This is a genomic window from Streptomyces graminilatus (assembly GCF_001418565.1).
GTDB classification, from domain to species: Bacteria; Actinomycetota; Actinomycetes; order Streptomycetales; family Streptomycetaceae; genus Streptomyces; species Streptomyces graminilatus.
The window spans coordinates 1-22,007 of sequence record NZ_LIQQ01000300.1; the positions used below are offsets into that span (position 1 = coordinate 1).

The 22,007-nt window shown below is 70.9% G+C and carries 24 protein-coding genes and 2 riboswitches; of the genes, 5 read left to right on the forward strand and 19 right to left on the reverse strand.

Translation table 11 applies throughout. The annotated features are described in order from the left end of the window. On the forward strand, nt 1-513 hold a 513-nt coding region (locus AOK08_RS24670; RefSeq protein WP_157876776.1), incomplete at its 5' end, for an AMP-binding enzyme. A gap of 70 nt (nt 514-583) precedes the next feature. Here the strand turns inward: AOK08_RS24670 and AOK08_RS24675 are convergent. The 4 genes from AOK08_RS24675 to AOK08_RS24690 are packed head-to-tail and all read right to left on the reverse strand — an operon-like array spanning nt 584 to nt 3,376. Further along, on the reverse strand, nt 584-1,135 hold the full coding sequence (locus AOK08_RS24675) for a carboxymuconolactone decarboxylase family protein (RefSeq protein WP_055529919.1): 552 nt from the start codon (nt 1,133-1,135) through the stop codon (nt 584-586). A 35-nt stretch (nt 1,136-1,170) separates the two neighbouring features. Next, a complete protein-coding gene (locus AOK08_RS24680; protein WP_055529921.1) occupies nt 1,171-2,040 on the reverse strand; it encodes an SDR family oxidoreductase in 870 nt (289 codons plus the stop codon). Beyond that, nucleotides 2,037-2,585 (reverse strand): flavin reductase family protein, encoded by a 549-nt coding sequence (locus AOK08_RS24685; RefSeq protein WP_079054245.1) that lies wholly within the window; start codon nt 2,583-2,585, stop codon nt 2,037-2,039. Before AOK08_RS24685 ends, AOK08_RS24680 begins: the two co-directional genes overlap by 4 nt. After that, on the reverse strand, nt 2,570-3,376 hold the full coding sequence (locus AOK08_RS24690; protein ID WP_055529923.1) for a thioesterase II family protein: 807 nt from the start codon (nt 3,374-3,376) through the stop codon (nt 2,570-2,572). Before AOK08_RS24690 ends, AOK08_RS24685 begins: the two co-directional genes overlap by 16 nt. 189 nt (nt 3,377-3,565) lie before the next feature. On the opposite strand from AOK08_RS24690, the gene AOK08_RS24695 reads away from it, so the two are divergent. Then, entirely contained in the window at nt 3,566-4,444 is an 879-nt protein-coding gene (locus AOK08_RS24695) for a 3-hydroxyacyl-CoA dehydrogenase family protein (RefSeq protein WP_055529925.1), read from the forward strand. Nucleotides 4,445-4,522: 78 nt separating this feature from the next. Here the strand turns inward: AOK08_RS24695 and AOK08_RS24700 are convergent, their stop codons facing one another. From AOK08_RS24700 to AOK08_RS24750, 11 genes are all read right to left on the reverse strand, one after another. Further along, a complete protein-coding gene (locus tag AOK08_RS24700; RefSeq protein WP_055529927.1) occupies nt 4,523-5,140 on the reverse strand; it encodes a nucleoside deaminase in 618 nt (205 codons plus the stop codon). Between the two features lie 124 nt (nt 5,141-5,264). After that, on the reverse strand, nt 5,265-6,098 hold the full coding sequence (locus tag AOK08_RS24705; RefSeq protein ID WP_055529929.1) for an ABC transporter permease: 834 nt from the start codon (nt 6,096-6,098) through the stop codon (nt 5,265-5,267). Continuing rightward, nucleotides 6,095-6,874 (reverse strand): ABC transporter permease, encoded by a 780-nt coding sequence (locus tag AOK08_RS24710; protein ID WP_055529931.1) that lies wholly within the window; start codon nt 6,872-6,874, stop codon nt 6,095-6,097. The genes AOK08_RS24705 and AOK08_RS24710 overlap by 4 nt, the downstream gene beginning before the upstream one ends. Continuing rightward, a complete protein-coding gene (locus AOK08_RS24715; protein ID WP_055529999.1) occupies nt 6,871-7,731 on the reverse strand; it encodes an ABC transporter ATP-binding protein in 861 nt (286 codons plus the stop codon). The genes AOK08_RS24710 and AOK08_RS24715 overlap by 4 nt, the downstream gene beginning before the upstream one ends. A 139-nt stretch (nt 7,732-7,870) precedes the next feature. Further along, nucleotides 7,871-8,974 (reverse strand): ABC transporter substrate-binding protein, encoded by a 1,104-nt coding sequence (locus AOK08_RS24720; protein WP_079054247.1) that lies wholly within the window; start codon nt 8,972-8,974, stop codon nt 7,871-7,873. 99 nt (nt 8,975-9,073) lie between these two features. Then, nucleotides 9,074-10,063, reverse strand: coding sequence for a PDR/VanB family oxidoreductase (locus AOK08_RS24725; protein ID WP_055529934.1), 990 nt, complete (start codon nt 10,061-10,063; stop codon nt 9,074-9,076). Between the two features lie 9 nt (nt 10,064-10,072). After that, entirely contained in the window at nt 10,073-11,116 is a 1,044-nt protein-coding gene (locus AOK08_RS24730) for an aromatic ring-hydroxylating oxygenase subunit alpha (RefSeq protein WP_055529936.1), read from the reverse strand. A 508-nt stretch (nt 11,117-11,624) separates the two neighbouring features. Further along, on the reverse strand, nt 11,625-12,734 hold the full coding sequence (locus AOK08_RS24735) for an ABC transporter ATP-binding protein (RefSeq protein WP_055529938.1): 1,110 nt from the start codon (nt 12,732-12,734) through the stop codon (nt 11,625-11,627). Nucleotides 12,735-12,740: 6 nt separating this feature from the next. Continuing rightward, nucleotides 12,741-13,631, reverse strand: a complete 891-nt coding sequence (modB, locus tag AOK08_RS24740) for a molybdate ABC transporter permease subunit (RefSeq protein WP_055529940.1) — start codon at nt 13,629-13,631, stop codon at nt 12,741-12,743. Next, on the reverse strand, nt 13,628-14,452 hold the full coding sequence (modA, locus tag AOK08_RS24745) for a molybdate ABC transporter substrate-binding protein (RefSeq protein ID WP_055529942.1): 825 nt from the start codon (nt 14,450-14,452) through the stop codon (nt 13,628-13,630). Before modA ends, modB begins: the two co-directional genes overlap by 4 nt. A gap of 59 nt (nt 14,453-14,511) precedes the next feature. Then, on the reverse strand, nt 14,512-14,898 hold the full coding sequence (locus AOK08_RS24750) for a TOBE domain-containing protein (RefSeq protein WP_198539378.1): 387 nt from the start codon (nt 14,896-14,898) through the stop codon (nt 14,512-14,514). Nucleotides 14,899-15,035: 137 nt separating this feature from the next. Between AOK08_RS24750 and AOK08_RS24755 the strand changes: the two genes are divergently transcribed. Further along, entirely contained in the window at nt 15,036-15,518 is a 483-nt protein-coding gene (locus tag AOK08_RS24755) for a molybdopterin-dependent oxidoreductase (protein WP_055529944.1), read from the forward strand. Nucleotides 15,519-15,588: 70 nt separating this feature from the next. Continuing rightward, nucleotides 15,589-16,281: a M24 family metallopeptidase gene (locus AOK08_RS24760; protein WP_055529946.1), complete on the forward strand. Its 693-nt coding sequence runs from the start codon at nt 15,589-15,591 to the stop codon at nt 16,279-16,281. Between the two features lie 101 nt (nt 16,282-16,382). Here AOK08_RS24760 and AOK08_RS24765 read toward each other — a convergent pair whose 3' ends face one another. The 4 genes from AOK08_RS24765 to gcvT all read right to left on the reverse strand — a co-directional run bounded on the left by AOK08_RS24765 (nt 16,383) and on the right by gcvT (nt 20,784). After that, nucleotides 16,383-17,750 (reverse strand): L-serine ammonia-lyase, encoded by a 1,368-nt coding sequence (locus AOK08_RS24765; RefSeq protein ID WP_055529947.1) that lies wholly within the window; start codon nt 17,748-17,750, stop codon nt 16,383-16,385. A gap of 66 nt (nt 17,751-17,816) precedes the next feature. Further along, nucleotides 17,817-19,094: a serine hydroxymethyltransferase gene (gene glyA, locus AOK08_RS24770; RefSeq protein ID WP_055529950.1), complete on the reverse strand. Its 1,278-nt coding sequence runs from the start codon at nt 19,092-19,094 to the stop codon at nt 17,817-17,819. Between the two features lie 52 nt (nt 19,095-19,146). Continuing rightward, nucleotides 19,147-19,524: a glycine cleavage system protein GcvH gene (gene gcvH, locus AOK08_RS24775; RefSeq protein ID WP_055529952.1), complete on the reverse strand. Its 378-nt coding sequence runs from the start codon at nt 19,522-19,524 to the stop codon at nt 19,147-19,149. A 141-nt stretch (nt 19,525-19,665) separates the two neighbouring features. Next, nucleotides 19,666-20,784: a glycine cleavage system aminomethyltransferase GcvT gene (gcvT, locus tag AOK08_RS24780; protein WP_055529961.1), complete on the reverse strand. Its 1,119-nt coding sequence runs from the start codon at nt 20,782-20,784 to the stop codon at nt 19,666-19,668. Nucleotides 20,785-20,818: 34 nt separating this feature from the next. Next, a riboswitch (glycine riboswitch) is annotated at nt 20,819-20,943 on the reverse strand. Then, nucleotides 20,944-21,044: riboswitch (glycine riboswitch) on the reverse strand. It abuts the riboswitch before it with no gap. 224 nt (nt 21,045-21,268) lie between these two features. Between gcvT and AOK08_RS24785 the strand changes: the two genes are divergently transcribed. Continuing rightward, nucleotides 21,269-21,955, forward strand: coding sequence for an AAA family ATPase (locus AOK08_RS24785; RefSeq protein ID WP_055529963.1), 687 nt, complete (start codon nt 21,269-21,271; stop codon nt 21,953-21,955). The last annotated feature ends 52 nt before the right edge of the window (nt 21,956-22,007 follow it).

Genomic DNA, 22,007 nt, shown 5'->3' on the forward strand with positions numbered 1-22,007 from the left:
GTCGACGCCGACGGCAACAGTCTGCCGCCCGGCCGGACCGGCGAGGTCTGCGTCCGCACCCCCGCTCGGATGCTCGGCTACTGGAACCTTCCCGAGGCCACCGAGCGAGCCATGGTCGACGGCTGGCTGCACATGGGTGACGCCGGCTATCTCGACGACGACGGCTATCTGTTCCTGTGCGACCGGATCAACGACACCATCATCGTCGGCGGCCAGAACATCTACCCCGCCGAGATCGAGAAGCAGCTCAGCGAGCACCCGGCCGTCGCCGACGTCGCCGTGGTCGGCGTACCGCATCCCGAGTGGGGCGACGAGGTCCACGCCTGCGTCCTGCCCCGCCCCGGTGTCTCCGTACGGCCGCGCGAGCTGATGACGTATCTGCAAGGCCGGATCGCCGACTACAAGGTTCCCGTGCGCTACCACCTGGTGGACGACCTGCCGCGCAACCCCTCCGGCAAGATCCTGCGCCGCGAGGTCCGCCGGCGACTCCTCACCGGGGCCGACTCCTCCTGACGTACGCGACGCACAACGGCTACTGCCCCCGGCACCTTCTCGGTGCCGGGGGCAGTAGCCGTTCGCGGTATCAGGCGCCCGCGTCGGCCTGGACCTTCATCAGGCGGCCGTCGGCCGGGTCGATGTCGACCTCCAACACCGTGATGATGCGGGCCAGTTGGAGGTAGCAGCCGGTCAGCAGGAACAGCTCCAGGAGCTGACGGGACGTCAGCACCTCCCGTATCTCCTCCACTTCGGAGGCGGGCACGTCCTCCCCGCGGCACACCCACTGCGCGACCCGTACGGCGGCCCGCTGACGCTCGTCGAGCCAGGTCGTGTCCCCGGCGCGCAGCGCGGCCAGTTGCTCGGCGGGGACGCCGGCGCGCAGTGCGAGGGGCTCGTGCTGCACCCACTCGTACTCGGCGCCGGTGTCCAACGCCACCTGGAGGATGGAGAGTTCGGCCACCTCCGGTGGCAGGTCGAGCCGGGTGAAGAGGGCCTCGGCGAGACCCAGCACCGGCTCCAGCAGCGTGTGCGCGTGGGACACCATCGCCATGATGTTGAGCGGGGAGGCGAGCCGGGCCAGCGCCTTCTGGGCCTCGGCGGGCAGGGAATCGGGATCGGGATAGGGAATGCGTGCCATCGTCGTCGTCTCCTGGGGTCGTCGGTCGTCGGTTGTCAGGTGCCGGGCGTGGGTGCGGTGGGACGGGGGCCGCAGACGGTCTCGATCATCTGCGTGGCGGCCTTCACCCAGTTCTCGAAGCTGCCGACGGCCGCCGCGGTCTCGGTGAACGCGGCTGCCGTGGGCCCGACGAGGACGTGCACGGGGGATTCGGGATCGAGGGCGGCCGTGACGATGGCCTCGGCGGCCTCCGCCGGATCGCGGTCCGCCTGGGCGCTGCTGTGCACGACGTAGTTGTTGGCCCACTCGTGATCGGCGCTGTAGGGACCGTCGGCGGTGGAGTCGATCACCCCGTGGTTGAAGATCTCGGTGGCGAAGAACTCCGGCTCCACGATCAGCGCCCTGATACCGAAGGGCGCGACCTCCCAGCTCAGCGCCTCGGTGAGCAGCGACAGGGCGTGCTTGCTCGATCCGTAGAAACCGCTGTGCGGCATTCCGGGCAGCCGCCCCGCGATGGAGCCGACGTTGACGATGACACCGCTGCGCCGCTCCCGCATGGAGGGGAGCACCGCCCGCGCGAGCCGGACCGGCCCCCACACATTGGTCTCGTAGACCGCTCGCGCGCGGTCCATGGCGATCGTCTCGACCGGCCCGGCGTCACCCACCCCCGCGTTGTTGACGAGGATGTCGAGGCGGCCCTCCTCCTCCAGGACCGTGCGCACCGCCGACTCCACGGACGCGTCGTCGGTGACGTCCAGCGTCAGCAGCCGCAGGGTCAGGCCCTCGGCGTCGGCGGTCTTGCGCAGCTTCTCGCTCCTGGCCGGATCGCGCATCGTCGCGTAGACGACCGCTCCGCGCCGGGCGAACTCGACGGCGGTCGCGGCGCCGATGCCGCTGCTGCAGCCGGTGACCAGTACCACGTTCATGATGTGCGCTCTCCTTTGGTCTCCAGGGCGGGCGGTACGGCGATCCGCGGACCCGGCCGGCAGAAGGAGCCGTCCTGGAAGAGCAGCGGGTCGCCGGAGGTGAAGGCGAAGTCCTGTACCTCGCCGACGAACAGGATGTGATCGCCGCCGTCGTAGGCACGCCAGGGCCGGCACCGCAGCCAGGCCACCGTGCCGTCGAGCCGGGGCACACCGTCCTGGTCCACCCACGGAACGGGCAGCCCGGACTGCGGCCGGCCGGCGAAGTGCAGCGCGAGCGGCGCCTGGTCGGCGGCCAGGACGTTGACCACGAACGGCGCGCCGCGCAGGCCCGCGCAGGCCCGCGCCCGGCGGCCGACGCTGACCAGCACCAGGGACGGGGCGAGGGACACGGAGGTGAACGAACTGATGGTGATGCCACGGGAACCCGCGCCCTCGGCGTAGGTCACCGTGCTCACCCCGGTGCCGAACCGGCCCAGACAGTCGCGCAGTTGCCGGGCGTCCAGGTCGGCCGACGGAGGAGGAGATCCGGTCAGAGCGGACTGCATGAACCCTCCAGCGGAAGTGGACTCGACCAGTCGGCGGGCGCGGAGCCGGCCGACTGCCGTCGGATACGGCGGTCCAGATCGAGCTGGATCGCCATGGCGTGCTCGAACAGATAGAAATGGCCGCCTGGGAACTCCCGCACACCGAGGAACGACTCGGTCCGGCCGGACCACGCCCGCATGGCCCCGGGCGGCATCAGCGGGTCGGTGGCCCCGGTGTACGCGGCGATCGGGCACGGTACGCGCGCACCGTCGTCCTCGTACCCGGCGACCAGCGAGAAGTCCGCCCGGATGGTCGGAACGGCGGACTCCAGCAGCGCCCGTTCGCGTGGCGTCGCGGTGGGTACGAGGCCCAACCGGTCGACCGTGGCGAGCAGTTCGGCGTCCGGCATCCGGTGCACCAGGGACAGCCCGATGGCGTCGGGCAGTTCGGGCGCCCAGCCGGACACGGCGAGCAGCGCCGGGGGCACCGCGCCCCGCTCGGTGAGTCCCACCGTCAGCCGGTAGGCCAGCAGCGCGCCGAGGCTGTGCCCGAAGAACAGGTACGGCCGGCCGTCCAGTTCCGCCTCGACCGCGTCGCACAACTCCTCGACCAGCGGACCGAGCTCCGAACGGGGCGCCTCACCGCTCTGTCCGGGCCGTCCCGGCAACTGCACCGCGCGCAGCTCAAGACCACGGGGCAGATCGGAGCTCCAGGACATGTAACCGAGTGGGGAACCGCCGGCGTGCGGAAAGAGGAAAAGCTGGGCCTCGGCGTCCGGGCGGGCAGCCGCCGACGGAAACCAATCGTTCATCAGAACTCCAGCAGGAATGGCGAACGAAAAAGGATGGTTGTGGGAAGACTTCTCGAAGCTAGCACGGAAAAGCATGCCCGTAGAAGGCGCAATCACCGGTGAAACCCGCATCAGTTCCCCGTCAGTAGCCGATCAGGAGAACATGATTGAATCCAATGGATGGTTACCTGAATTCGAAAGAGGTAGCAAATGCGGAATTCCCCGGAGATCGTCGAATTCACCGTGCCTGACCGTCCGGCGGCAGTCGTCGGAGCCGGGACGATGGGCCGCAGGATCGCCCTGATGCTCGCCGCCCGGGGCGGCGAGGTGCGGATTCTCGACCCGTCGGCCGAGCAGCGCGCCGCCGCGGCCGGCTTTGTGACGGACCAGCTCCCGCAGGTCGCGGCGGACATCCCGGGCGGCGCCCCGGGCACGGTGGTCCCGCTGGAGGACCTCGCCGACGCCGTCCGCGACACCTGGCTCGTGGTGGAGGCGATCCCCGAGCGCTTGGACCTGAAACGCGACCTGTTCGCCGAACTGGGCCGGACCGCTCCCGAGGACGCGATCCTCGCCAGCAACTCCTCCTCGTACTCCACCCGCCTCTTCGCGGACGCCGTGACCGTACGGCCGGAGCGGGTGGTCAACACCCACTTCTTCACCCAGCTCCCGGCCTGCCGCATCGTGGAGGTAATGTCAAGCGGCACCACGGATCCGGACGTGATGAAGCGGTTGATGACCGTCCTGCCGGAATTCGGCCTGCGGCCCTATGAAGTGCGCGGGGAAAGCACCGGATTCATCTTCAATCGCATCTGGGCCGCCATCAAACGCGAATCCCTGATGGTCGCCGCCGAGGGTGTGGCCACCCCCGAGGACGTCGACGAGATATTCCGCGACACCCTGGGCACGCCCGTCGGCCCGTTCCGCGCGATGGACCAGGTGGGCCTGGACGTCGTCCTGGACGTGGAGGAGCACTACGCCAAGGAACGCCCCGGCACCCCGGAAGGCCCGCGCCAACTCCTGCGCATGCTGCTGGACCAGGGGTACCTCGGCGCGAAGAGCGGGCGCGGCTTCTATTCGTACGACGGCTGAGGCCGTGCAGCGGGGAAGGGCGGGGGCACATGCCCCCGCCCTCCCCTTGACTCAACCCTTCTGGCCAGGCCAGGCCCGTTACGAGGTGACGGTCGTCGCGGCCCCGCGTGCGTTGTAGACGACGGCGTCCGTGCGCTCGCCGTAGGCCCGGAAGACCGCGACCGCCTCGTCACGGAGCACGTCGGACACGATCCGGATGCCGCGCCGCTCGAACTGCTCTGCCCAGTCCTCGCGCATGGGGCCTTCGTCGAAGCCGGTGAGCTGCTCCACCTCGGGGCCTTCCCCCGCGATGACCAGGCGCCGGATCCCGGACCACATCGCGGCGCCGTAACACATGGCGCAGGGGCGCCAGTTGACGACCAGTTCCAGGTCCGGGCCGCCCGGGGCGCCGAGGTCCCAGGCGCCGAGGCGGGTCTGCGCCAGGGAGATCGCCACGACCTCGGCGTGGGTGGAGGAGAGCCCGGAGGCCAGGACGACGTTGACTCCGGCGGAGACGAGCCGTCCGGTCGCCGTCTCCACCACCAGCGCGGCGAAAGGACCGCCCGTGTCCTCGCGGTGGTTGCGTTCGGCGAGCCGGTTGGCGAGGCGCATCCGGTCCTCGTCGGTCGGCAGGGTGTCGGGCACGTCGGCCAGCTCGGACAGTACCCAGGCGGGGAGCCGGGCGCCGAACGTGGTGGCGAGGGCGGAAGTGTCCATCGAGCAGGTCTCCGGTGGTAGGCAGGACGGGGTCACGGGCCGAGGAGCCGGGCAGGCCCGTGGCAACCCGTGAGAACCCATGGGAACCCATGGGAACGAGAACTGGCCGCCCTGGCCGCTCAGGTCAGGTGCCCGGGCGGATGTTGGGCGCGAAGCGGGCCAGGGCGACGGTCTCGATGGCCGCGATGGTGTTGTACGCGAGTGCGGAGACCGCGGTGAGGACCGCGACCGAGGCCCAGAGGTGGTCGTAGTCGAAGGTGGACGAGTCCTTGAGCATCGCGTAGCCGAGACCTTGTCCGGTGGAGAGCCATTCGGCGAGCAGCGCGCCGATCAGGGCCCCGGGGACGCCGACACGGGCGCTGGCGAAGAACGCGGGGACCGCGCTGGGCAGCATCACCTTACGGGCGACCGTCCAGCTTCCGGCGCCGTACGCGCGGCACAGGTCGGCCGCCTGACGGGACGCGGAGCGCAGACCGAAGGTCATGGTGACCAGGGCGGGGAAGAAGACGATCAGACCGCTGATGACGGTCGTGGCCATCAGGCCGCGGCCGAAGACGAGGGTGATGAGCGGGGTCATCGCCACCAGCGGCACGGACCGCATGACGACCGCCATCGGCAGCAGTGCCTGCTCGACGCTCCGCAGCAGGACGAAGACGACCGCCACGCCCACCGCCGCCGCCAGCCCGGCGACGAAGCCGAACCCGGCGTCGAGCAGGGTGCGGCCCAGACCGGAGGAGACCAGGGAGCGGTGGGCGCCCGCGTCCGCGCCCGTGAACAGGTAGTGGAAGATGTCGACCGGCGACTTGGCCACCAGTGGGTCCAGGTCGTAGATCTCCAGGAAGACGATCCACAGGACGACGACGGCCGTCATCGTCACGACCACGTTCAGCAGCGGGCGCAGCACACCCGCCGCGAAGCGCAGCGCGGGGGTCGTACGCGTGTTCGTCGCGGTGCTCATGCGCCTCCGCCTTCCACTGTTGTCGTGCGCGACCACGGCAGCGCGTAGCGGGCGACGATCCCGACCGCGCCGTAGGCGACGCCCGCCACCGCGCCCGAGACCAGGGCGATGCCCCAGGTGCGGGGCACGTCGAGCTGCTGCTGGGCGATGGTCATGGCGATGCCGAGGCCGTTGTCGACACGGCCGAGGTACTCGCCGATGATCGCGCCGAGCAGCGCCGCCGGCCCGGCGATCTTGAGCGCGGCCAGCGTGCTGGGCAGTGCGGCGATCAGACGGACCCGCAGCATCTGCTGCCAGCGACCGCCGCCGTACGCGCGTACGAGGTCCAGGGAGGCGGGGTCGGCCGAGCGCAGGCCGAGCAGGGCGCCGATGAGGGTGGTGAAGAAGACCGACAGCCCGGCCATCGCCGACATCGGCTTGTCCCCGTCCAGGACGAGGGACAGGATCGGGCCGATCGCCACGATCGGCAGACAATAGGAAGCCACCGCTATCTGCGTGATCACCCGCTCCAGTACGGGCACCAGCAGCACCAGCACCGCCAGGCCCAGCGCCAGCGCGTTGCCGAGCAGATACCCGGTCAGGGCCTCGCCCACGGTCTGCGTGACATGCGGGCTGTAGAAGGTCCAGCCGTCGTCGGACACGCTCGCCACCACCGACCAGGGGGTGGGAACGCCGTCCCCGGGGCCGAAGACGGTGGTGGCCAGCAGCGACCACGCCCCGATCAGGGCCGCGATGCCGACGGCCCCGCCGGTCCAGGCGGAACGCCGCGCACTCATGACGCCCCCGCCGCGGACTCGGCGGACTCGGCGGCGTCGGCGGGGGAGTCGGCGCGGCCGAACAGGAGTTCCGACAACTGGTCGGCGTAGGCGTGGAACTCGGGTGAGCGCATCATCTCCGGGGTGCGGGGCCTCGGCAGGTCGATGGAGACGACCTCCACGATCCGGCCGGGCCGGGGGGACATGACGGCGACGGTGTCGCTGAGCAGCACGGCCTCGTTGATGGAGTGGGTGACCAGCAGCGTGGTCACCGCGCGGGCCTGCCAGATGCGCTGGAGTTCGAGGTTCAGCCGCTGACGGGTCATGTCGTCCAGCGCGCCGAACGGCTCGTCCAGCAGCAGCACCTTGGGGTCGACGACCAGCGAACGGGCGATCGCGACACGCTGCCGCATCCCGCCGGAGAGCTGGGCGGGGCGGGCCTTCTCGAAGCCTTCGAGACCGACCAGCCTGATGAGGTCGGAGATCGCCGCCGGGTCGGCCTTGATACCGCTGATCTCCAGCGGCAGCCGGATGTTGGCGGCGACCGAGCGCCACGGCAGCAGCGCGGCGTCCTGGAAGGCGATGCCCAGGTGGTGCCGCTTGCGGGCCGCCTCCGGATCCTCGCCGTGCACGAGCGCCGTACCTGAGGTGGGGCTGTCGAGCCCGGCGAGGATCCGCAGAACCGTCGACTTGCCACAGCCCGACGGCCCGAGCAGCGCGAGGAACTGGCCCTCGGCCGTGTCCAGATCGACGCCGGCCAGTGCGGGAACGCGGTTCCGGCCGAGCTTGAACTCCTTGCTCAGCCCGCGCAGGGACAGCCCGGTGCCGGAGGGCACGGACTCGTCGGGTGCTTCGGGAACAACGGCTGCGGTACTCATCAGTTGGCGACCTCGGTGTGCGGTGTGCGGTGTGCGGTGCGTGGTGTGGGTACGGGTCAGGGGATACGGGTACTGGAAGCCGGAAGCCGGAAGCCGGCACCGGTGGGCCGACGGGGGCCGCACCGGTGCCGCCGGAGCCTCAGATGAGGGCGGGGTTCTCCTTGTAGATCTCGTCGATGATCGAGAGGTCGAAGAGCTTGGCGGCGGTGAGGTCGAGGCCGCCGAACTTCAGCGTCTTGATGTTCTCCTCGACCAGCTCCGGGGTCATGGTGAACAGGCCGCTCTTCTTGGTGCCGTCGCTCACCATCAGCTTGCTCTCGTCCGCGGACTCCAGGGTCTGCTCCTTGGTCGTCAGCCCGAGCTCCTTGCCGTACGTCTCGGCCGCGAGCTTCGCGCCGAGCGCGGGGTCGGCGATGTTCGCCTTCCAGCCCTTGATCTCCGCGCGCAGGAACGCCTTGAGCAGGTCGCGCTGGTTGTCGATGGTGTCCTGGCGGACGATGTAGACCTCCGAGACCAGCGGGTAGCCGGTGTCGGCGAGCAGCATCGTGGCGACCTTGAAGCCCTTCAGCCGCAGCGTGTTCGGCTCGTTGGTCACGAAGGAGAACCAGCCGTCCACGGTCCCCTGGGTCAGGGGCAGCGGGTCGAACTGCACCGGCACCTTCGTGATCTTCGACTCGTCAAGCCCGGTGGCCTTGATGTACGCCGCCCACACGGACTCGTTGCCCGCCTGCACGCCGATCTTCTTGCCGTACATGTCCTCCGGCTTGGCGATCGGGTTCTTGGCCATCGACATGATGCAGAACGGGTTCTTCTGGTACTGGGCGCCGATGATCTTCAGCGGTGCGCCCTTGGCGACGGCGGCGCCGGTGATGTCGGGGGCGCTGATCGCGACGAGCGCCTTCTTGGTGACGACGTCCGTCTCCATCGGTGTCGCGGACGGGCCGCCGCCTATGAGGGTGACCTTCGAGAAGCCCTCGGCCTTGTAGTAGCCCTTGCTGTCCGCGATGTAACTGCCCGCGAACTCGACGTTCTTGATCCAGGACAGCCGCAGCGTCAGCTCCCCGAAGCCCTTGGCACCGGAGGACGAGGAGGCGGTCGAGGACTTCGAGTCGGAGTCGCCGCACGCGGCCAGCAACGGGCCGCCGAGCAGCACGGCACCGCCCAGCTGGAGTCCCCGCTTGAGGAAGAGCCGGCGCTCGGCGGCCATGAACGCTCTGTCGTCACTGCTCATGCTGTTGGTCATGGGGTGGTTCCTTTTCGCTTTCGCTTGGTGCCTGGCGGGAGGTGCTCGGTCGGGTCGAAGGCCGGGCCGAAGGTCGGGCCGGAGGCCGGATCGGTGGGGTCAGAGGTCGAGGAGGAGTTCGGGGGTGCGGGAGCGCGAGCAGCAGATGGTGATCCGGTCGTCGGCGGCGCGCTCCTCGGGGGTCCGGACCTCGTCGCGGTGGTCGGGTTCGCCGGCCAGGACGGGGGTCAGACAGGCGCCGCAGATGCCCTGTTCGCAGGACAGCTCGACCTCGACGCCGCCCGAGGTGAGGACGTCGGCGATGGTGCGGTCGGCGGGGACGGGGTAGCCGATGCCGGTGCTCGCGATCCGTACGGTGAACTCGGTGGCGGCTTCGGTGGTGACTTCGGCACCGGCGGCCGTAGGAGTCGCGGGAGTCGCCGGGGCGAAGCGTTCCGTGTGGATCTGGCCGGGTAGCCAGCCGGCGGCGGTCGCCTCGGCGGTGACGTGGGTCATGAAACCGTCGGGCCCGCAGACGTAGACGGCCGTGTCCGGGTCGGGGGCCAGCAGTTCGGCGGGCAGCCCCGTGCGGACGGTGTCCCCCCGGTCGCTGTGATGGACCACGGTCCGCTCGGCGAAGGCGGAGGCCACGAGCCGTTCCAGCAGCGGGGCGTCCGCCGCGCTGGAGGTGTAGTGGTGCAGGACGAACGGTGCCTCCCGCGCCGCCAGGGCCTCGGCCATCGACAGCAGCGGTGTGATGCCGATGCCACCCGCGACGAGCACATGGCGCCGGGCCGCCACGAGCGGGAAGTGATTGCGCGGGGGCGAGATCCGCAGCCGCCGGCCCACATGGAGGTCGCGGTGCAGGGTGCGGGAGCCGCCCCGGCCGGTGTCGTCGCGCCGTACGCAGATCAGGTAACGCCCCGTTTCCCGAGGGGAGTTGCACAGCGAGTACGGACGGACGAGGGAGGGCCCGAGGCGGACGTCGATGTGAGCGCCCGCCTCGAAGGACGGCAGGGCGGCTGCTCCGGGGGCCGCCCGGAGTTCGTAACTGTGGCTGGTGGCGGAGGCGAGGGAGACCGCGTGGACGATGACGTCGAGGCTCTGCACAGCGGGCCCCTACGCGGTGAAGAAGTGGCTGAGGCCCAGGTCGCGCAGTCCGCGACGGTAGGCGATGGAGCTGCGGTCGGCCGGGATGTGCACTTCGAGCCGGGGGTCCAGGGGGAGGTTCTCGGGCTTCTGGACCTCGACGATGGCCCGGTCCTCCTCGAAGACCGTCCGGTTGAAGTCGTATACGCCCTGGACGGGTTGGTCGGTGTCGAAGTCACGGGCGATCGGGGCGAACATACGGGTCTGCCGGGCCGACACCGGGGAGGCGGCGTTCATGATGTTCAGCCGCCCGCCGCCGGGGAAGTGCACCACCAGCGTCGCGGTGAACGGCAGGTGGACGTCGAAGTGACGCAGCCACCGGAAGCCGGGAGGGGCCTGCTTGCCGCTGCCGTGCGGGTAGTTGGAGGCGGTGCTCCAGTAGTCGACGCAGAACCCGTGGTCGTGGCGGACCGGGGTGTAGTCGGGCACGACGGTGTCGTCGGGGTCCCCGAAGGAGTCCAGATGGACGAAGCCGAAGTGGGCGACGTCCAGGAACCCCTCGACCTGCCGGCCGGCGAACGCGGCGATGTCGATCTCGGGGCAGTTGATCCGCTGGAATCCCTCGTCGTCCCAGTGGGCCATGGCCGGGATCACCGGCTCGGCGTCCGGGACCGGCCGCAGACAGGTCCACACGAGCCCGTACCGCTCGACGACGGGAAAGGTACGCAGGTTGAGGCGGGACGGGATCTTCGACTCCGGATGTGCCGGGACACGCACACACCGCCCGCCCTCCCCGAAGCGCAGCCCGTGGTACGCGCAGGTGATGCCGTTGCCGTCGCCCGCGCCGAGGCTGAGCGGCACACCCCGGTGCGGACAGATGTCGTGCGCCACGACCACGCTGCCGCCCACCCGGTAGGCGACCAGGGTCTCGTCGAGCAGGCGTACGGCGGTGGGGGCGTCGCCGATCTCGCTCGACCGGGCGACCGGGTACCAGTGCCGGGCGAGGATCGCCCAGTCGTCGGCGTCGAACGTGCAGTCCCGGGGCAGGGCAGGGCGGGGTGGAGCAGTGGTCATACGGAAGGTCCTTCTGTGGAGCGCGGCCGAAACGGCCCGGCTGGCACCTGCGAGGCGCCTGTCAGGACGACGGCACGGGCAAAGTGTGGGTGCGTGGCAGAGGCGTGGGGCGACAGGCCGGTCCCGGGACAGCGACACCTGGCACGGCGGCCCGGGCGGGGCGCCGGCCGCGATCGTCGGTACGGGATCAGGCGTGCGGTCCCTCGGACGCCGGATGTGAACCGTGCGCCACACGTCCGCGTGTCCAGGCCGACTGGTGGACACGGCACCGGAGGTCCGTGCCGCGCCCGCTGACAAGGCTCATCGCGCTTCCCTCCGTGCTCAGTGCCGACTGTCTGTCGCCGGACGACCAAGCAGAGAGTGACCCACGGAGATTGCCCAGCCATTCCGCGTTTGTTACTTACATATTCCATGCCCGGCTTTGACCCGGGATGCCGCACCAGACCCTGTCGTGGACCTGGTGGGAGCAGCGCTGTTCCTGGTGGCGGGGCTCGGCTCGGGTGCGTTCTCAGACCGGGTAGGCGTGGGTCTGCGCCGCCTTCACCGTCGCCCAGACCTCCGCACCCGGGTGCAGGTCGAGTTCGGCGGCGGCGACCGTGGTCAGGTCGGCGGCGAGCGGGAGTTCGCCGGTGAGGTCGGCGCGGACCTGGTCGCCGTGGCTCTCCAGGCCGTTCACCCGACAGCGCCAGAGGTTGCGGGCGCTGGCGCCGGTCGGACGGTCCCGGTAGAGCGTGATCGCGCTCGGCGGGAACGCCACGAACACCGGGCCGGACAGTGCCTCGGTGGTGGTGATGGAGGGGCCGGTGCCGAGGCGGACGGTGTGGCCGTCGGCCTGGCCCCGGTACAGGTTCAGGCCGACCAACTGGGCGATGTAGTCCGTGCGCGGATGGCGGGCGATGACGGAAGGGGTGCCCTCCTGGACGACCCGGCCGTCCTCGACGACGACCAGCCGGTCGGCCAGCACCATCGCGTCCAGCGGATCATGTGTGACCAGGACCGCGACAGCCTCGAACTCGGCCAGGTGGCGCCGGAGTTGGGCGCGCACCTCCAGGCGGGTACGGGCGTCCAGGGCGGCCAGCGGCTCGTCCAGGAGCAGCAGGCGCGGGCCGGTGGCCAGCGCGCGGGCCAGGGCGACGCGCTGCGCCTGGCCGCCGGACAGCTTGCGCGGTTTGGCACCGGCGTGCTCCGCGAGGCCCAGGCGGCCGAGCCACTCGGCGGCCCGCGCGCGTGCCTCGGCCCTGGTCGCGCCGTGGCAGCGCGGCCCGAACGCCACGTTGTCGAGGGCGGTGAGGTGCGGGAAGAGCAGATAGTCCTGGAAGACGACGCCGACCGGACGGGACTCCGGCGGCGTACGCTCCAACGCCGCGCCGTCCAGCCGCAGATGGCCGTCGGTGAGCGGGGCCAGGCCGGCGAGGGCGCGCAGGGCGGTGGTCTTGCCGGCACCGTTCGGACCGAGCAGGGCGACGACCTCACCGGGCGCGACTCGCAGCGCCACGTCGAGCCGGAAGGCGCCGCGCTCGACGACGAGACGGGCGTCGAGGCCGTCCGGGGCGGGGTCGCCGGCGCCAGGGCCGGAGGCGGCGGAGTGATCGGGTTCGGTCGTCCTGCTGTCATCCACCTGCGGTCATCCCCCTGCTGTCATCCAACGGTCGCGCAGGCCCGCCAGCACCGCGACGGACACGGCCAGCAGGACCAGGCTGAGGGCGATGGCGGCCTCCGGGTCGCTCTGCAGGGCCAGATAGACGGCCAGCGGCATGGTCTGGGTGCGGCCGGGGAAGTTGCCCGCGAAGGTGATCGTCGCCCCGAACTCACCGAGCGCCCGCGCCCAGGCCAGCACGGCACCCGCGGCGATGCCCGGCGCGATCAGCGGGAGCGTGACCCTGCGGAACGCGGTGAACCGGGACGCGCCGAGCGTGGCCGCCGCCTCCTCGAAGCGCGGGTCGGCGGCGCGCAGGGTGCCCTCGACGCTGATGACCAGGAAGGGCATCGCGACGAACGCCTCGGCGACGACGACCCCGGTGGTGGTGAAGGGGAGCGTGATCCCGAACCAGGAGTCGAGCGACCGCCCGACGATGCCGTTGCGGCCGAGCGCCATCAGCAGCGCGACACCGCCGACGACCGGCGGCAGTACGAGCGGCAGGGTGACCAGGGCCCGTACGAGGCCGCGTCCGGGAAACTCGACGCGGGCCAGCAGCCAGGCCAGCGGCACGCCCAGGACCAGGCTCACCGCGGTGGCGGCGGTGGCGCAGACCAGGGACAGCCGCAGCGCCTGCCACACCTCGGCACTGGTCAACTGCGCGGGCAGACCGTGCCACGGCGCCCGTACGAGCAGGGCGATCAGCGGCACGACCAGGAACGCCACACCGATCAGCGCGGGCACCAGCAGCGCGGGCGGCACACCCCGGCCGAGCCCTCGCCCGCCCGTCCGGACAGACCGACGCCGAAGCCGACGCCGGGGACCGCCCTTGAGGGTGTCGGCCGCGGCGCCGGACCTGTCGGTGGCCGGGAGGGTCACGGCTTGAGGAACCCGGCCTCGGTCAGGACCTGCCGGCCCTCGGCGGACCGCACCAGCGCGATGAACGCCTGGGCGGCTTCGGCGTTCTTGCTGTCCTTGAGCTGGACGATCGGGTACTCGTTGACGGCACCGGCGGACTCGGGGAACTCCACACCCTCCACCTTGTCACCCGCGGCGTGCACATCGGTCCTGTAGACGACGGCGGCGTCGGCCTCCTTCAGCTCGACCTTCGTCAGGGCACTCTTGACGTCCTGCTCGTAGGAGACCGGGGTGAGCTTCAGCCTGGCGGCGTCGAGGGCCTTCTGCGCGGCGGCGCCACAGGGCACCGTCTTGTCGCACAGGACGACCTTGAGGCTCGGCTTGGTGAGGTCCTTCAGGGAGGCGATCTTGGCGGGGTTGCCCGGCAGGGCCGCGATCTCCAGCTGGTTGCGGACGAAGGTGGCGGGCGTGCCGGACGCGTCCCCGGCGTCCGTGACGATCTTCATCGTCTTGGGGCTGGCCGAGGCGAACACGTCGGCCGGGGCGCCGCCGGTGATGCTCGCGGCGAGGGAGTCGCTGCCGCCGAAGCTGAAGGCGACCTTCGTACCGGGGTGGGCCTTCTCGAACTTCTCGCCCAGAGCCGTGAAGCTCTCCTTCAGGGAGGCGGCGGCGAACACGGTCACCGTGCCGGACACCTTGTCGGAGGCCGGGGCCGAAGCGGACCCGGTGGGGCCCGACTTCGCCGACGAGGAGTCGTCGGACGACGAGCAGGCGCTCAGGGCCAGCAGCGCGGCGACGCCGACACCGGTCATCTGAAGGGTCCGGCGCGCGGTACGGGTCATCACGGATCTACTCCCTCTGGTCCTGACGGACACAATCACCTGTGGTCCTGACGGACCAATTACGGTCTCTCGACGACCACGTTCGTCGACTTGATCACGGCAACCGCCGGAACACCGGGCTCCAGCCTCAACTCCTCGGCCGACTCCCGGCTGACCAGCGACACCACCCGGAACGGTCCGGCCTGGATCTCCACCTGCGCCGACACATCGCCGAGGATCACATCGGTGACGATGCCTGCCAGCCGGTTGCGGGCCGAGGAGCCGGTGGACTCCCGCTCCGCCCGGTGCGTCTCGCGGGCGTAGGCGGCGAGGGCCGGCCCGGGGATGATCCGGCGGCCCTGCTCGTCCCGCTCGGCGGTGAGTCTCCCGCCGTCGACCAGGCGCCTCACGGTGTCGGCACTGACACCGAGCAGGGCGGCGGCGTCCCCGATCCGGTAGGTGTGCATACGCCGATGATATGCCGCAGATGCAAGGAGAAAGCCTCCAAGGCTTGGCATGAGCCGCAATCGTGATCCAAGGAGTTGGCAGATGCGTTTGCCCGGGATACGGGTCCGGGTACCTCCCCTCCGGGAGGTGGTAGCCCGTGAGTCAGTCCCTCGCAGCCGCCGGTACGGCCGCCGTTCCGATGGCGGAAGTCGCCCTCACCGGTGACCTGGACCGTCCGAACCGGCTGACGGTGCCCGATCTGCTCGCCTGGCCCCAGCACGAGGCGGACGTCAGCTTCGAGTGCGCCACCAGCGGCACCCGGCACCACCGTTTCACCGGCCCCCTGCTGCACGACGTGCTCGCGGACGCGGGCCCCGGCTTCGACGCGGCCCGCCGCAAGGACCGCCTGCGCTTCCTCATCGCCGTGACCGGGGCCGACGGCCATCACGCACTGCTGTCCTGGGCGGAGACAGCCCCGGACTTCGGTCGCGCGCCCGTGCTCCTGGCGGTCACCATCGACGACACCCCGCTCGACCGGGCCGGCCCCCAACTCGTCCTGCCTCAGGACCGCTGCGGGGCCCGGCACATCAGCGCGATCAACACGATCCGCGTGGACGGCGGCTACCGCGCGTGGACATGACCCCGATGAGAGAAGGGCGGTGACGATTCCCGGTTGCCGGGAAACGATCAGTCGGCCTACCTTCGGGCCCATGGCGGACGACGAACCCACGCGCGCGGCCCGACTCCTGGACGCCCAGGCCAAGGCCGGACACCTCTTCACGGAGATCGGGAAGCGCGGACTCGTCGCGCCCGGCGAGGGCGAGCGGGCGGTCAGCGACCGCGTCCGGGACCTGGCGAACGAGCTGTTCGGCACGACCCGGCACTGGCACAAGCGGATCGTCCGCTCCGGACCCAACACGCTGAAGCCCTACCGCGAGAACCCGCCGGACCGGGTGATCGGCGCGGACGACATCGTGTTCGCCGACTTCGGCCCGATCTTCGAGGAGTACGAGGCCGACTTCGGCCGGACCTTCGTCATCGGCGACGACCCGGTCAAGCACCGGCTGCGCGACGACCTGCCGGTGGTCTTCGAGGCCGGCCGCCGCTTCTTCGAAGCCGACCCGCACATCACCGGCGCCCAGTTGTACGCCGAGGTCGAACGACTCGCGACGGAAGCCGGGTGGCAGCTGGGCGGCTGGCACGCCGGACACCTGGTCGGCGAATTCCCGCACGAGAAGATCGACGGCGCGGACACGGAGTCGTACATCGCCCCCGCCAACGACACCCCGCTGCGACGCACCGACAAGGCCGGGCGCCGCTGCCACTGGATCCTGGAGATCCATCTCATCGACCGGGAACGGGAGTTCGGCGGCTTCTACGAGGAACTGCTCACCCTCGGCTGATCAGCGCATCCCGGGCGGACCTGTGGACCGCCCGGGCCGGAACCGGTGCCCACTCCCACCGGCCGGCGCGACCACACACGGGCGCGGCCCGCTCCCGGAACTCAGCACTCGATGATGTTGACCGCCAGCCCACCCCGAGCCGTCTCCTTGTACTTGACGCTCATGTCGGCCCCCGTCTCCTTCATCGTCTTGATGACCTTGTCCAGGGACACCAGGTGCGAGCCGTCGCCCCGCATCGCCATGCGGGCCGCCGTGACCGCCTTCGCCGCGGCCATGCCGTTGCGCTCGATGCACGGGATCTGGACCAGGCCGCCCACCGGGTCGCAGGTCAGGCCGAGGTTGTGCTCCATGCCGATCTCGGCCGCGTTCTCGACCTGCTCGGGGCTGCCGCCCAGTACCTCGGCCAGCGCGCCCGCCGCCATCGAGCAGGCCGAGCCGACCTCGCCCTGGCAGCCGACCTCCGCGCCGGAGATCGACGCGTTCTCCTTGAACAGCATGCCGATCGCGCCGGCGGCGAGCAGGAAGCGGACCACGCCCTCCTCGTCGGCGCCCGGCACGAAGTTGAGGTAGTAGTGCAGGACGGCCGGGATGATCCCGGCGGCGCCGTTCGTCGGGGCCGTCACCACCCGGCCGCCCGCCGCGTTCTCCTCGTTCACCGCCATCGCGTACAGCGTGATCCACTCCATGGCGCGCGCCAACGGCTCGCCCTCCGCCCGGAGCTGACGCGCCGACATGGCCGCGCGGCGGCGGACCTTGAGCCCGCCCGGCAGGATGCCCTCGCGGGACATGCCGCGCGACACGCACGCCTGCATCACGCGCCAGATGTCCAGCAGCCCGGAGCGGATCTCCTCCTCGGTGCGCCAGGCCCGCTCGTTCTCCAGCATCAGCGCGGAGATCGACAGACCGGTCTCCTTCGTCAGGCGCAGCAGCTCGTCGCCCGTGCGGAAGGGGTACTTCAGGGCCGTGTCGTCGAGCTTGATCCGGTCCGCGCCCACCGCGTCCTCGTCGACGACGAATCCGCCGCCCACCGAGTAGTACGTCTTCGCGAGGAGCTCGGCGCCCGAGGCGTCGAACGCCCACAGGGTCATGCCGTTCGCGTGGTAGTCGAGGGTCTTGCGGCGGTGCAGGACCAGGTCGTCGTCGAAGGAGAAGTCGATCTCGTGGTCGTCGAGGATCCTGAGCCGGCCCGACTCCTTTATCTGCTCGACCCGGGTGTCCGCGCCCTCCACGTCCACCGTGCGCGGTGAGGCGCCCTCCAGGCCGAGCAGCACGGCCTTGGGCGTGCCGTGGCCGTGGCCGGTCGCGCCCAGCGAGCCGTACAGCTCCGCGCGGACCGACACCACCGCCCCGAGCAGCTCCTCGTTGCGCAGCCGGCTGGCGAACAGCCGGGCCGCCCGCATCGGGCCCACCGTGTGGGAGCTGGACGGGCCGATGCCGATCGAGAACAGGTCGAAGACCGATATGGCCACGGGAACTCCTCAGAACGGGGGGTGGCGGGCTCCGCACGACGGCGGAGCCCACCCACTGCGGGGGTACTACTTGGTCAGACCGGGGTACAGCGGGTGCTTGTCGGCCAGCGCCTTCACGCGGGCCTTCAGGCGCTCGGCGTCGGCTTCCCCGAAGGGGGCGGGCGCCTTCAGGGTCTCGGCGATCACATCGGCGACCTCCGCGAAGTCCTCGGTCGTGAAGCCGCGGGTGGCCAGCGCAGGCGTGCCGATGCGCAGGCCCGACGTCACCATCGGGGGACGCGGGTCGTTCGGGATCGCGTTCCGGTTGACGGTGATGCCGACCTCGTGGAGCCGGTCCTCGGCCTGCTTGCCGTCCAGCTCGGAGTCGCGCAGGTCGACGAGGACCAGGTGGACGTCCGTACCACCCGACAGGACGGACACACCGTGCTCCGTGACGTCCGCGCGCACCAGGCGCTCGGCGAGGAGCCGTGCGCCCTCTACCGTACGCCGCTGGCGCTCCTTGAAGTCCTCGCTGGCCGCGACCTTGAAGGAGACCGCCTTCGCCGCGATCACGTGCTCCAGGGGGCCGCCCTGGAAGCCCGGGAAGACGGACGAGTTCAGCTTCTTCGCGAACTCCTGCTTCGCCAGGATGATCCCGCCGCGCGGGCCGCCCAGCGTCTTGTGGGTCGTCGAGGTGACGACGTCCGCGTACGGCACCGGGTTCGGGTGCAGGCCCGCCGCGACCAGTCCGGCGAAGTGCGCCATGTCAACCCAGAGGTAGGCCCCGACCTCGTCCGCGATACGGCGGAACTCCGCGAAGTCGAGCTGACGCGGGTACGCCGACCAGCCCGCGATGATCACCTTCGGGCGGTGCTCCTTGGCGAGCTGCTCCAGCTCGGCCATGTCGACCAGACCGGCCTCGTCCACGTGGTAGGCGACCACATTGAACTGCTTGCCGGAGAAGTTCAGCCGCATCCCGTGCGTGAGGTGGCCGCCGTGGGCCAGGTCCAGGCCGAGGATGGTGTCGCCGGGCTGGGCCAGCGCGAACAGCGCGGCCTGGTTGGCGGAGGCGCCCGAGTGCGGCTGCACGTTGGCGTACTCGGCGCCGAACAGCTCCTTGACCCGGTCGATCGCGATCTGCTCGGCGACGTCGACGTGCTCGCAGCCGCCGTAGTAGCGGCGGCCGGGATAGCCCTCGGCGTACTTGTTGGTGAGAACCGAGCCCTGGGCCTCCATGACGGCGACCGGAGCGAAGTTCTCCGAGGCGATCATCTCCAGGGTGGACTGCTGGCGGTTCAGCTCGGCGTCGACGGCGGCGGCGATGTCGGGGTCGAGCTCGTGCAGGGGAGTGTTCAGAAGCGACATGGGGTCGTTACGTCCTTACGTCCTGGTGCCTGGGGGACTCGGCTCGGGGAACTCAGCTTCCGGAGAACGCGGTGTACTCGTCCGCGGAGAGCAGGTCGCCCGGCTCCTCCGAGACACGCACCTTGAAGAGCCAACCGCCTTCGAAGGGAGCGGAGTTCACCAGGGACGGGTCGTTGGAGACGTCCTCGTTGACCTCGGTGACCTCACCGGTGACCGGGGAGTACAGGTCGCTGACGGACTTGGTCGACTCCAGCTCGCCACAGGTCTCGCCCGCGGTCACCGCGGCCCCGACCTCGGGCAACTGGACGTACACGACATCGCCGAGCGCGTTGGCCGCGTGCTCGGTGATACCGACCGTCGAGACGCCGTCCTCGGCGCCCGACAGCCACTCGTGCTCCTTGCTGTAGCGAAGCTGCTGGGGGTTGCTCATGGCCTGAATTCTCCTGTACGCGGGGGACTGGTCATGCATGGGGTCATGCATGGGGTACTACAGGGACTGCCCGTCGGCGGGCAGGACACGGAAGATCACGGAAGGTGAGGGACGGTCGGGGACGGTCGGGGACGGCCGGGGCTACTTCTGGCGCTTGTAGAAGGGCAGTGCGACGACCTCGTACGGCTCGTGGGTGCCCCGGATGTCCACGCCCACGCCCGCCGTGCCCGGGGCCGAGTGCGCGGCGTCGACGTACGCCATCGCGATCGGCTTGCCGAGGGTGGGGGAGGGGGCGCCCGAGGTGACCTCGCCGACGACCTGGCCACCGGCGACGACCGCGAACCCGGCGCGCGGGACGCGGCGGCCCTCGGCGACCAGGCCGACCAGCACCCGCGGCGGCTCCTGCGAAGCGCGCTCGGCGGCCTCGCCCAGGGCCTCGCGGCCCACGAAGTCGCCCGCCTTGCCGAACCTGACGACCCGGCCGAGCCCGGCGTCGAAGGGCGTGAGCGAGGTGGTCAGCTCGTGCCCGTACAGCGGCATGCCCGCCTCCAGGCGCAGGGTGTCCCGGCAGGACAGACCGCAGGGGACGAGCCCGGCGGGCGCACCCGCGTCGGTCAGCGCCTGCCACACCTTCTCCGCGTCACCCGGCGCCACGAACAGCTCGAAGCCGTCCTCGCCGGTGTAGCCGGTGCGCGCGATGAGGGCGGGCACCCCGGCGACCGTGCCGGGCAGCCCCGCGTAGTACTTCAGGCCGTCGAGATCGGCGTCGGTGACGGCGGCGAGGATGCCGGGGGCCTCCGGGCCCTGCACGGCGATCAGCGCGTACGCGTCCCGGTCGTCGCGGACGACCGCGTCGAAGCCGTCGGCACGCTCCACCAGGGCGTCGAGCACGACCTGCGCGTTGCCCGCGTTGGCCACGACCAGGTACTCGGTCTCGGCCAGGCGGTAGACGATCAGGTCGTCGAGGATGCCGCCGTCGGCCCGGCAGATCATGGTGTAGCGGGCGCGCCCGACGGCGACCGACGCGATGTCGCCGACGAGGGCGAAGTTCAGGAACCCGGCCGCCTCCGGCCCCGTCACGGTGATCTCACCCATGTGGGAGAGGTCGAAGAGACCGGCCTTGGTGCGTACGGCCAGATGCTCCTCGCGCTCGGAGCCGTACCGCAGGGGCATGTCCCAGCCGGCGAAGTCGGTCATGGTGGCGCCGAGCGAACGATGCAGGGCATCGAGCGCGGTCAGACGCGGAGTGGTGCTGCTCATCGGTAGTGCTCCCAGGGCATGACGGCGAGGTCGTTCCTCCCCATCTGTCATCGGAACCTGAGAGGTTCGTCATGACCTTCGGCGAAACGCCTGGTCATCGACTTGCACCTTGGGTGGAGCCACGGTCGTCACGACCCGCGGCCCGCTTTTCAGATGTGCCTCGCCCGCGCGGTAACGGGGCCTGAGAGATTCAAGGGAGGGACTTGCTCCTTCGGCGCCCGGGTACCCAAGGGGTCCCGGAACTCTCCCGCGCGGATTCAAGCGGCCGGTATGCAGTTGGCGGGCACATCATCGCACGCATTCCTGCGCCGTGGCAGGGGGACCCTTCCCTGAGGGGTCCCGGCCCCGCCGAAGGTCCGCGAACCGGCCATCCACCGCCCTGTAGCAGGCCTGTTGCAGTAATAGGACCCGAACGAGAGACACCGCGTATTACCTTCTCTTTACGCTCGACGGGGACGGTACTTCCCGACCCCATGGGAGGACGATCACGGTGAACAGGACCACGGCGTACGCGACGACCCCGGCCCTCGCGCTGACCGACACGCTGCCGGCGCAGCCGGCCGCCCCCGCCCGGGAGACGTGCGCCCCGCGCCCGGCACCCGTGATCCGCGACCTGCGGGAACGCTCGGGCCACAGCCCGCACGGCCTCACCTTCGGCGCCCGCGACCTCGTCGTGGTCACCGGCCTGCCCGGCAGCGGCAAGTCCACCCTGATGCGCCGCGCGGTGCGCGCCACCGGCATCGACTCCCAGAACACCCGCGACCAGTGGGACGCCCGTACGCCCGCCTTCCTCCCCTACGCCGTCTACCGCCCCCTCGTCCGCCTCGCCCACTACGCCGGACTGCGCCGCGCCCTGCGCTCGGGCGCCGGAGTCGTCGTCCACGACTGCGGTACGCAGGCCTGGGTGCGCGGCTGGCTGGCCCGCGAGGCCCGCCGCCGGGGCGGCACCCTGCATCTGCTCCTCCTCGACGTCGCTCCCGGCGAGGCCCTGGAGGGCCAGCGCGAACGCGGCCGGGGCGTCTCGCGGTACGCGTTCCTGCGCCACCGGCAGGCCGCCTCGCGCCTGCTGCGCTCCGTGGAGAAGGGCAACCTGCCGGAGGGCTGCGGCTCGGCGGTGCTGCTCGACCGGGACGCGGCGGACGTCCTGCGCAGGATCGACTTCGAGGACTGACCTCCGTACCCGTCAGGGCCGGTTAGGGTTTTGCCCATTGAGGGACTCCCAC

What these genes read in the sequence shown, in the direction of transcription:
- AOK08_RS24675 (WP_055529919.1), bottom strand. Translation starts at nt 1,135, where the DNA reads ATGGCACGCATTCCCTATCCCGATCCCGATTCCCTGCCCGCCGAGGCC.
- AOK08_RS24680 (WP_055529921.1), bottom strand. Translation starts at nt 2,040, where the DNA reads ATGAACGTGGTACTGGTCACCGGCTGCAGCAGCGGCATCGGCGCCGCG.
- AOK08_RS24685 (WP_079054245.1), bottom strand. Translation starts at nt 2,585, where the DNA reads ATGCAGTCCGCTCTGACCGGATCTCCTCCTCCGTCGGCCGACCTGGAC.
- AOK08_RS24690 (WP_055529923.1), bottom strand. Translation starts at nt 3,376, where the DNA reads ATGAACGATTGGTTTCCGTCGGCGGCTGCCCGCCCGGACGCCGAGGCC.
- AOK08_RS24695 (WP_055529925.1), top strand. Translation starts at nt 3,566, where the DNA reads ATGCGGAATTCCCCGGAGATCGTCGAATTCACCGTGCCTGACCGTCCG.
- AOK08_RS24700 (WP_055529927.1), bottom strand. Translation starts at nt 5,140, where the DNA reads ATGGACACTTCCGCCCTCGCCACCACGTTCGGCGCCCGGCTCCCCGCC.
- AOK08_RS24705 (WP_055529929.1), bottom strand. Translation starts at nt 6,098, where the DNA reads ATGAGCACCGCGACGAACACGCGTACGACCCCCGCGCTGCGCTTCGCG.
- AOK08_RS24710 (WP_055529931.1), bottom strand. Translation starts at nt 6,874, where the DNA reads ATGAGTGCGCGGCGTTCCGCCTGGACCGGCGGGGCCGTCGGCATCGCG.
- AOK08_RS24715 (WP_055529999.1), bottom strand. Translation starts at nt 7,731, where the DNA reads ATGAGTACCGCAGCCGTTGTTCCCGAAGCACCCGACGAGTCCGTGCCC.
- AOK08_RS24720 (WP_079054247.1), bottom strand. Translation starts at nt 8,974, where the DNA reads ATGACCAACAGCATGAGCAGTGACGACAGAGCGTTCATGGCCGCCGAG.
- AOK08_RS24730 (WP_055529936.1), bottom strand. Translation starts at nt 11,116, where the DNA reads ATGACCACTGCTCCACCCCGCCCTGCCCTGCCCCGGGACTGCACGTTC.
- modA (WP_055529942.1), bottom strand. Translation starts at nt 14,452, where the DNA reads ATGACCCGTACCGCGCGCCGGACCCTTCAGATGACCGGTGTCGGCGTC.
- AOK08_RS24750 (WP_198539378.1), bottom strand. Translation starts at nt 14,898, where the DNA reads ATGCACACCTACCGGATCGGGGACGCCGCCGCCCTGCTCGGTGTCAGT.
- AOK08_RS24760 (WP_055529946.1), top strand. Translation starts at nt 15,589, where the DNA reads ATGGCGGACGACGAACCCACGCGCGCGGCCCGACTCCTGGACGCCCAG.
- glyA (WP_055529950.1), bottom strand. Translation starts at nt 19,094, where the DNA reads ATGTCGCTTCTGAACACTCCCCTGCACGAGCTCGACCCCGACATCGCC.
- gcvH (WP_055529952.1), bottom strand. Translation starts at nt 19,524, where the DNA reads ATGAGCAACCCCCAGCAGCTTCGCTACAGCAAGGAGCACGAGTGGCTG.
- gcvT (WP_055529961.1), bottom strand. Translation starts at nt 20,784, where the DNA reads ATGAGCAGCACCACTCCGCGTCTGACCGCGCTCGATGCCCTGCATCGT.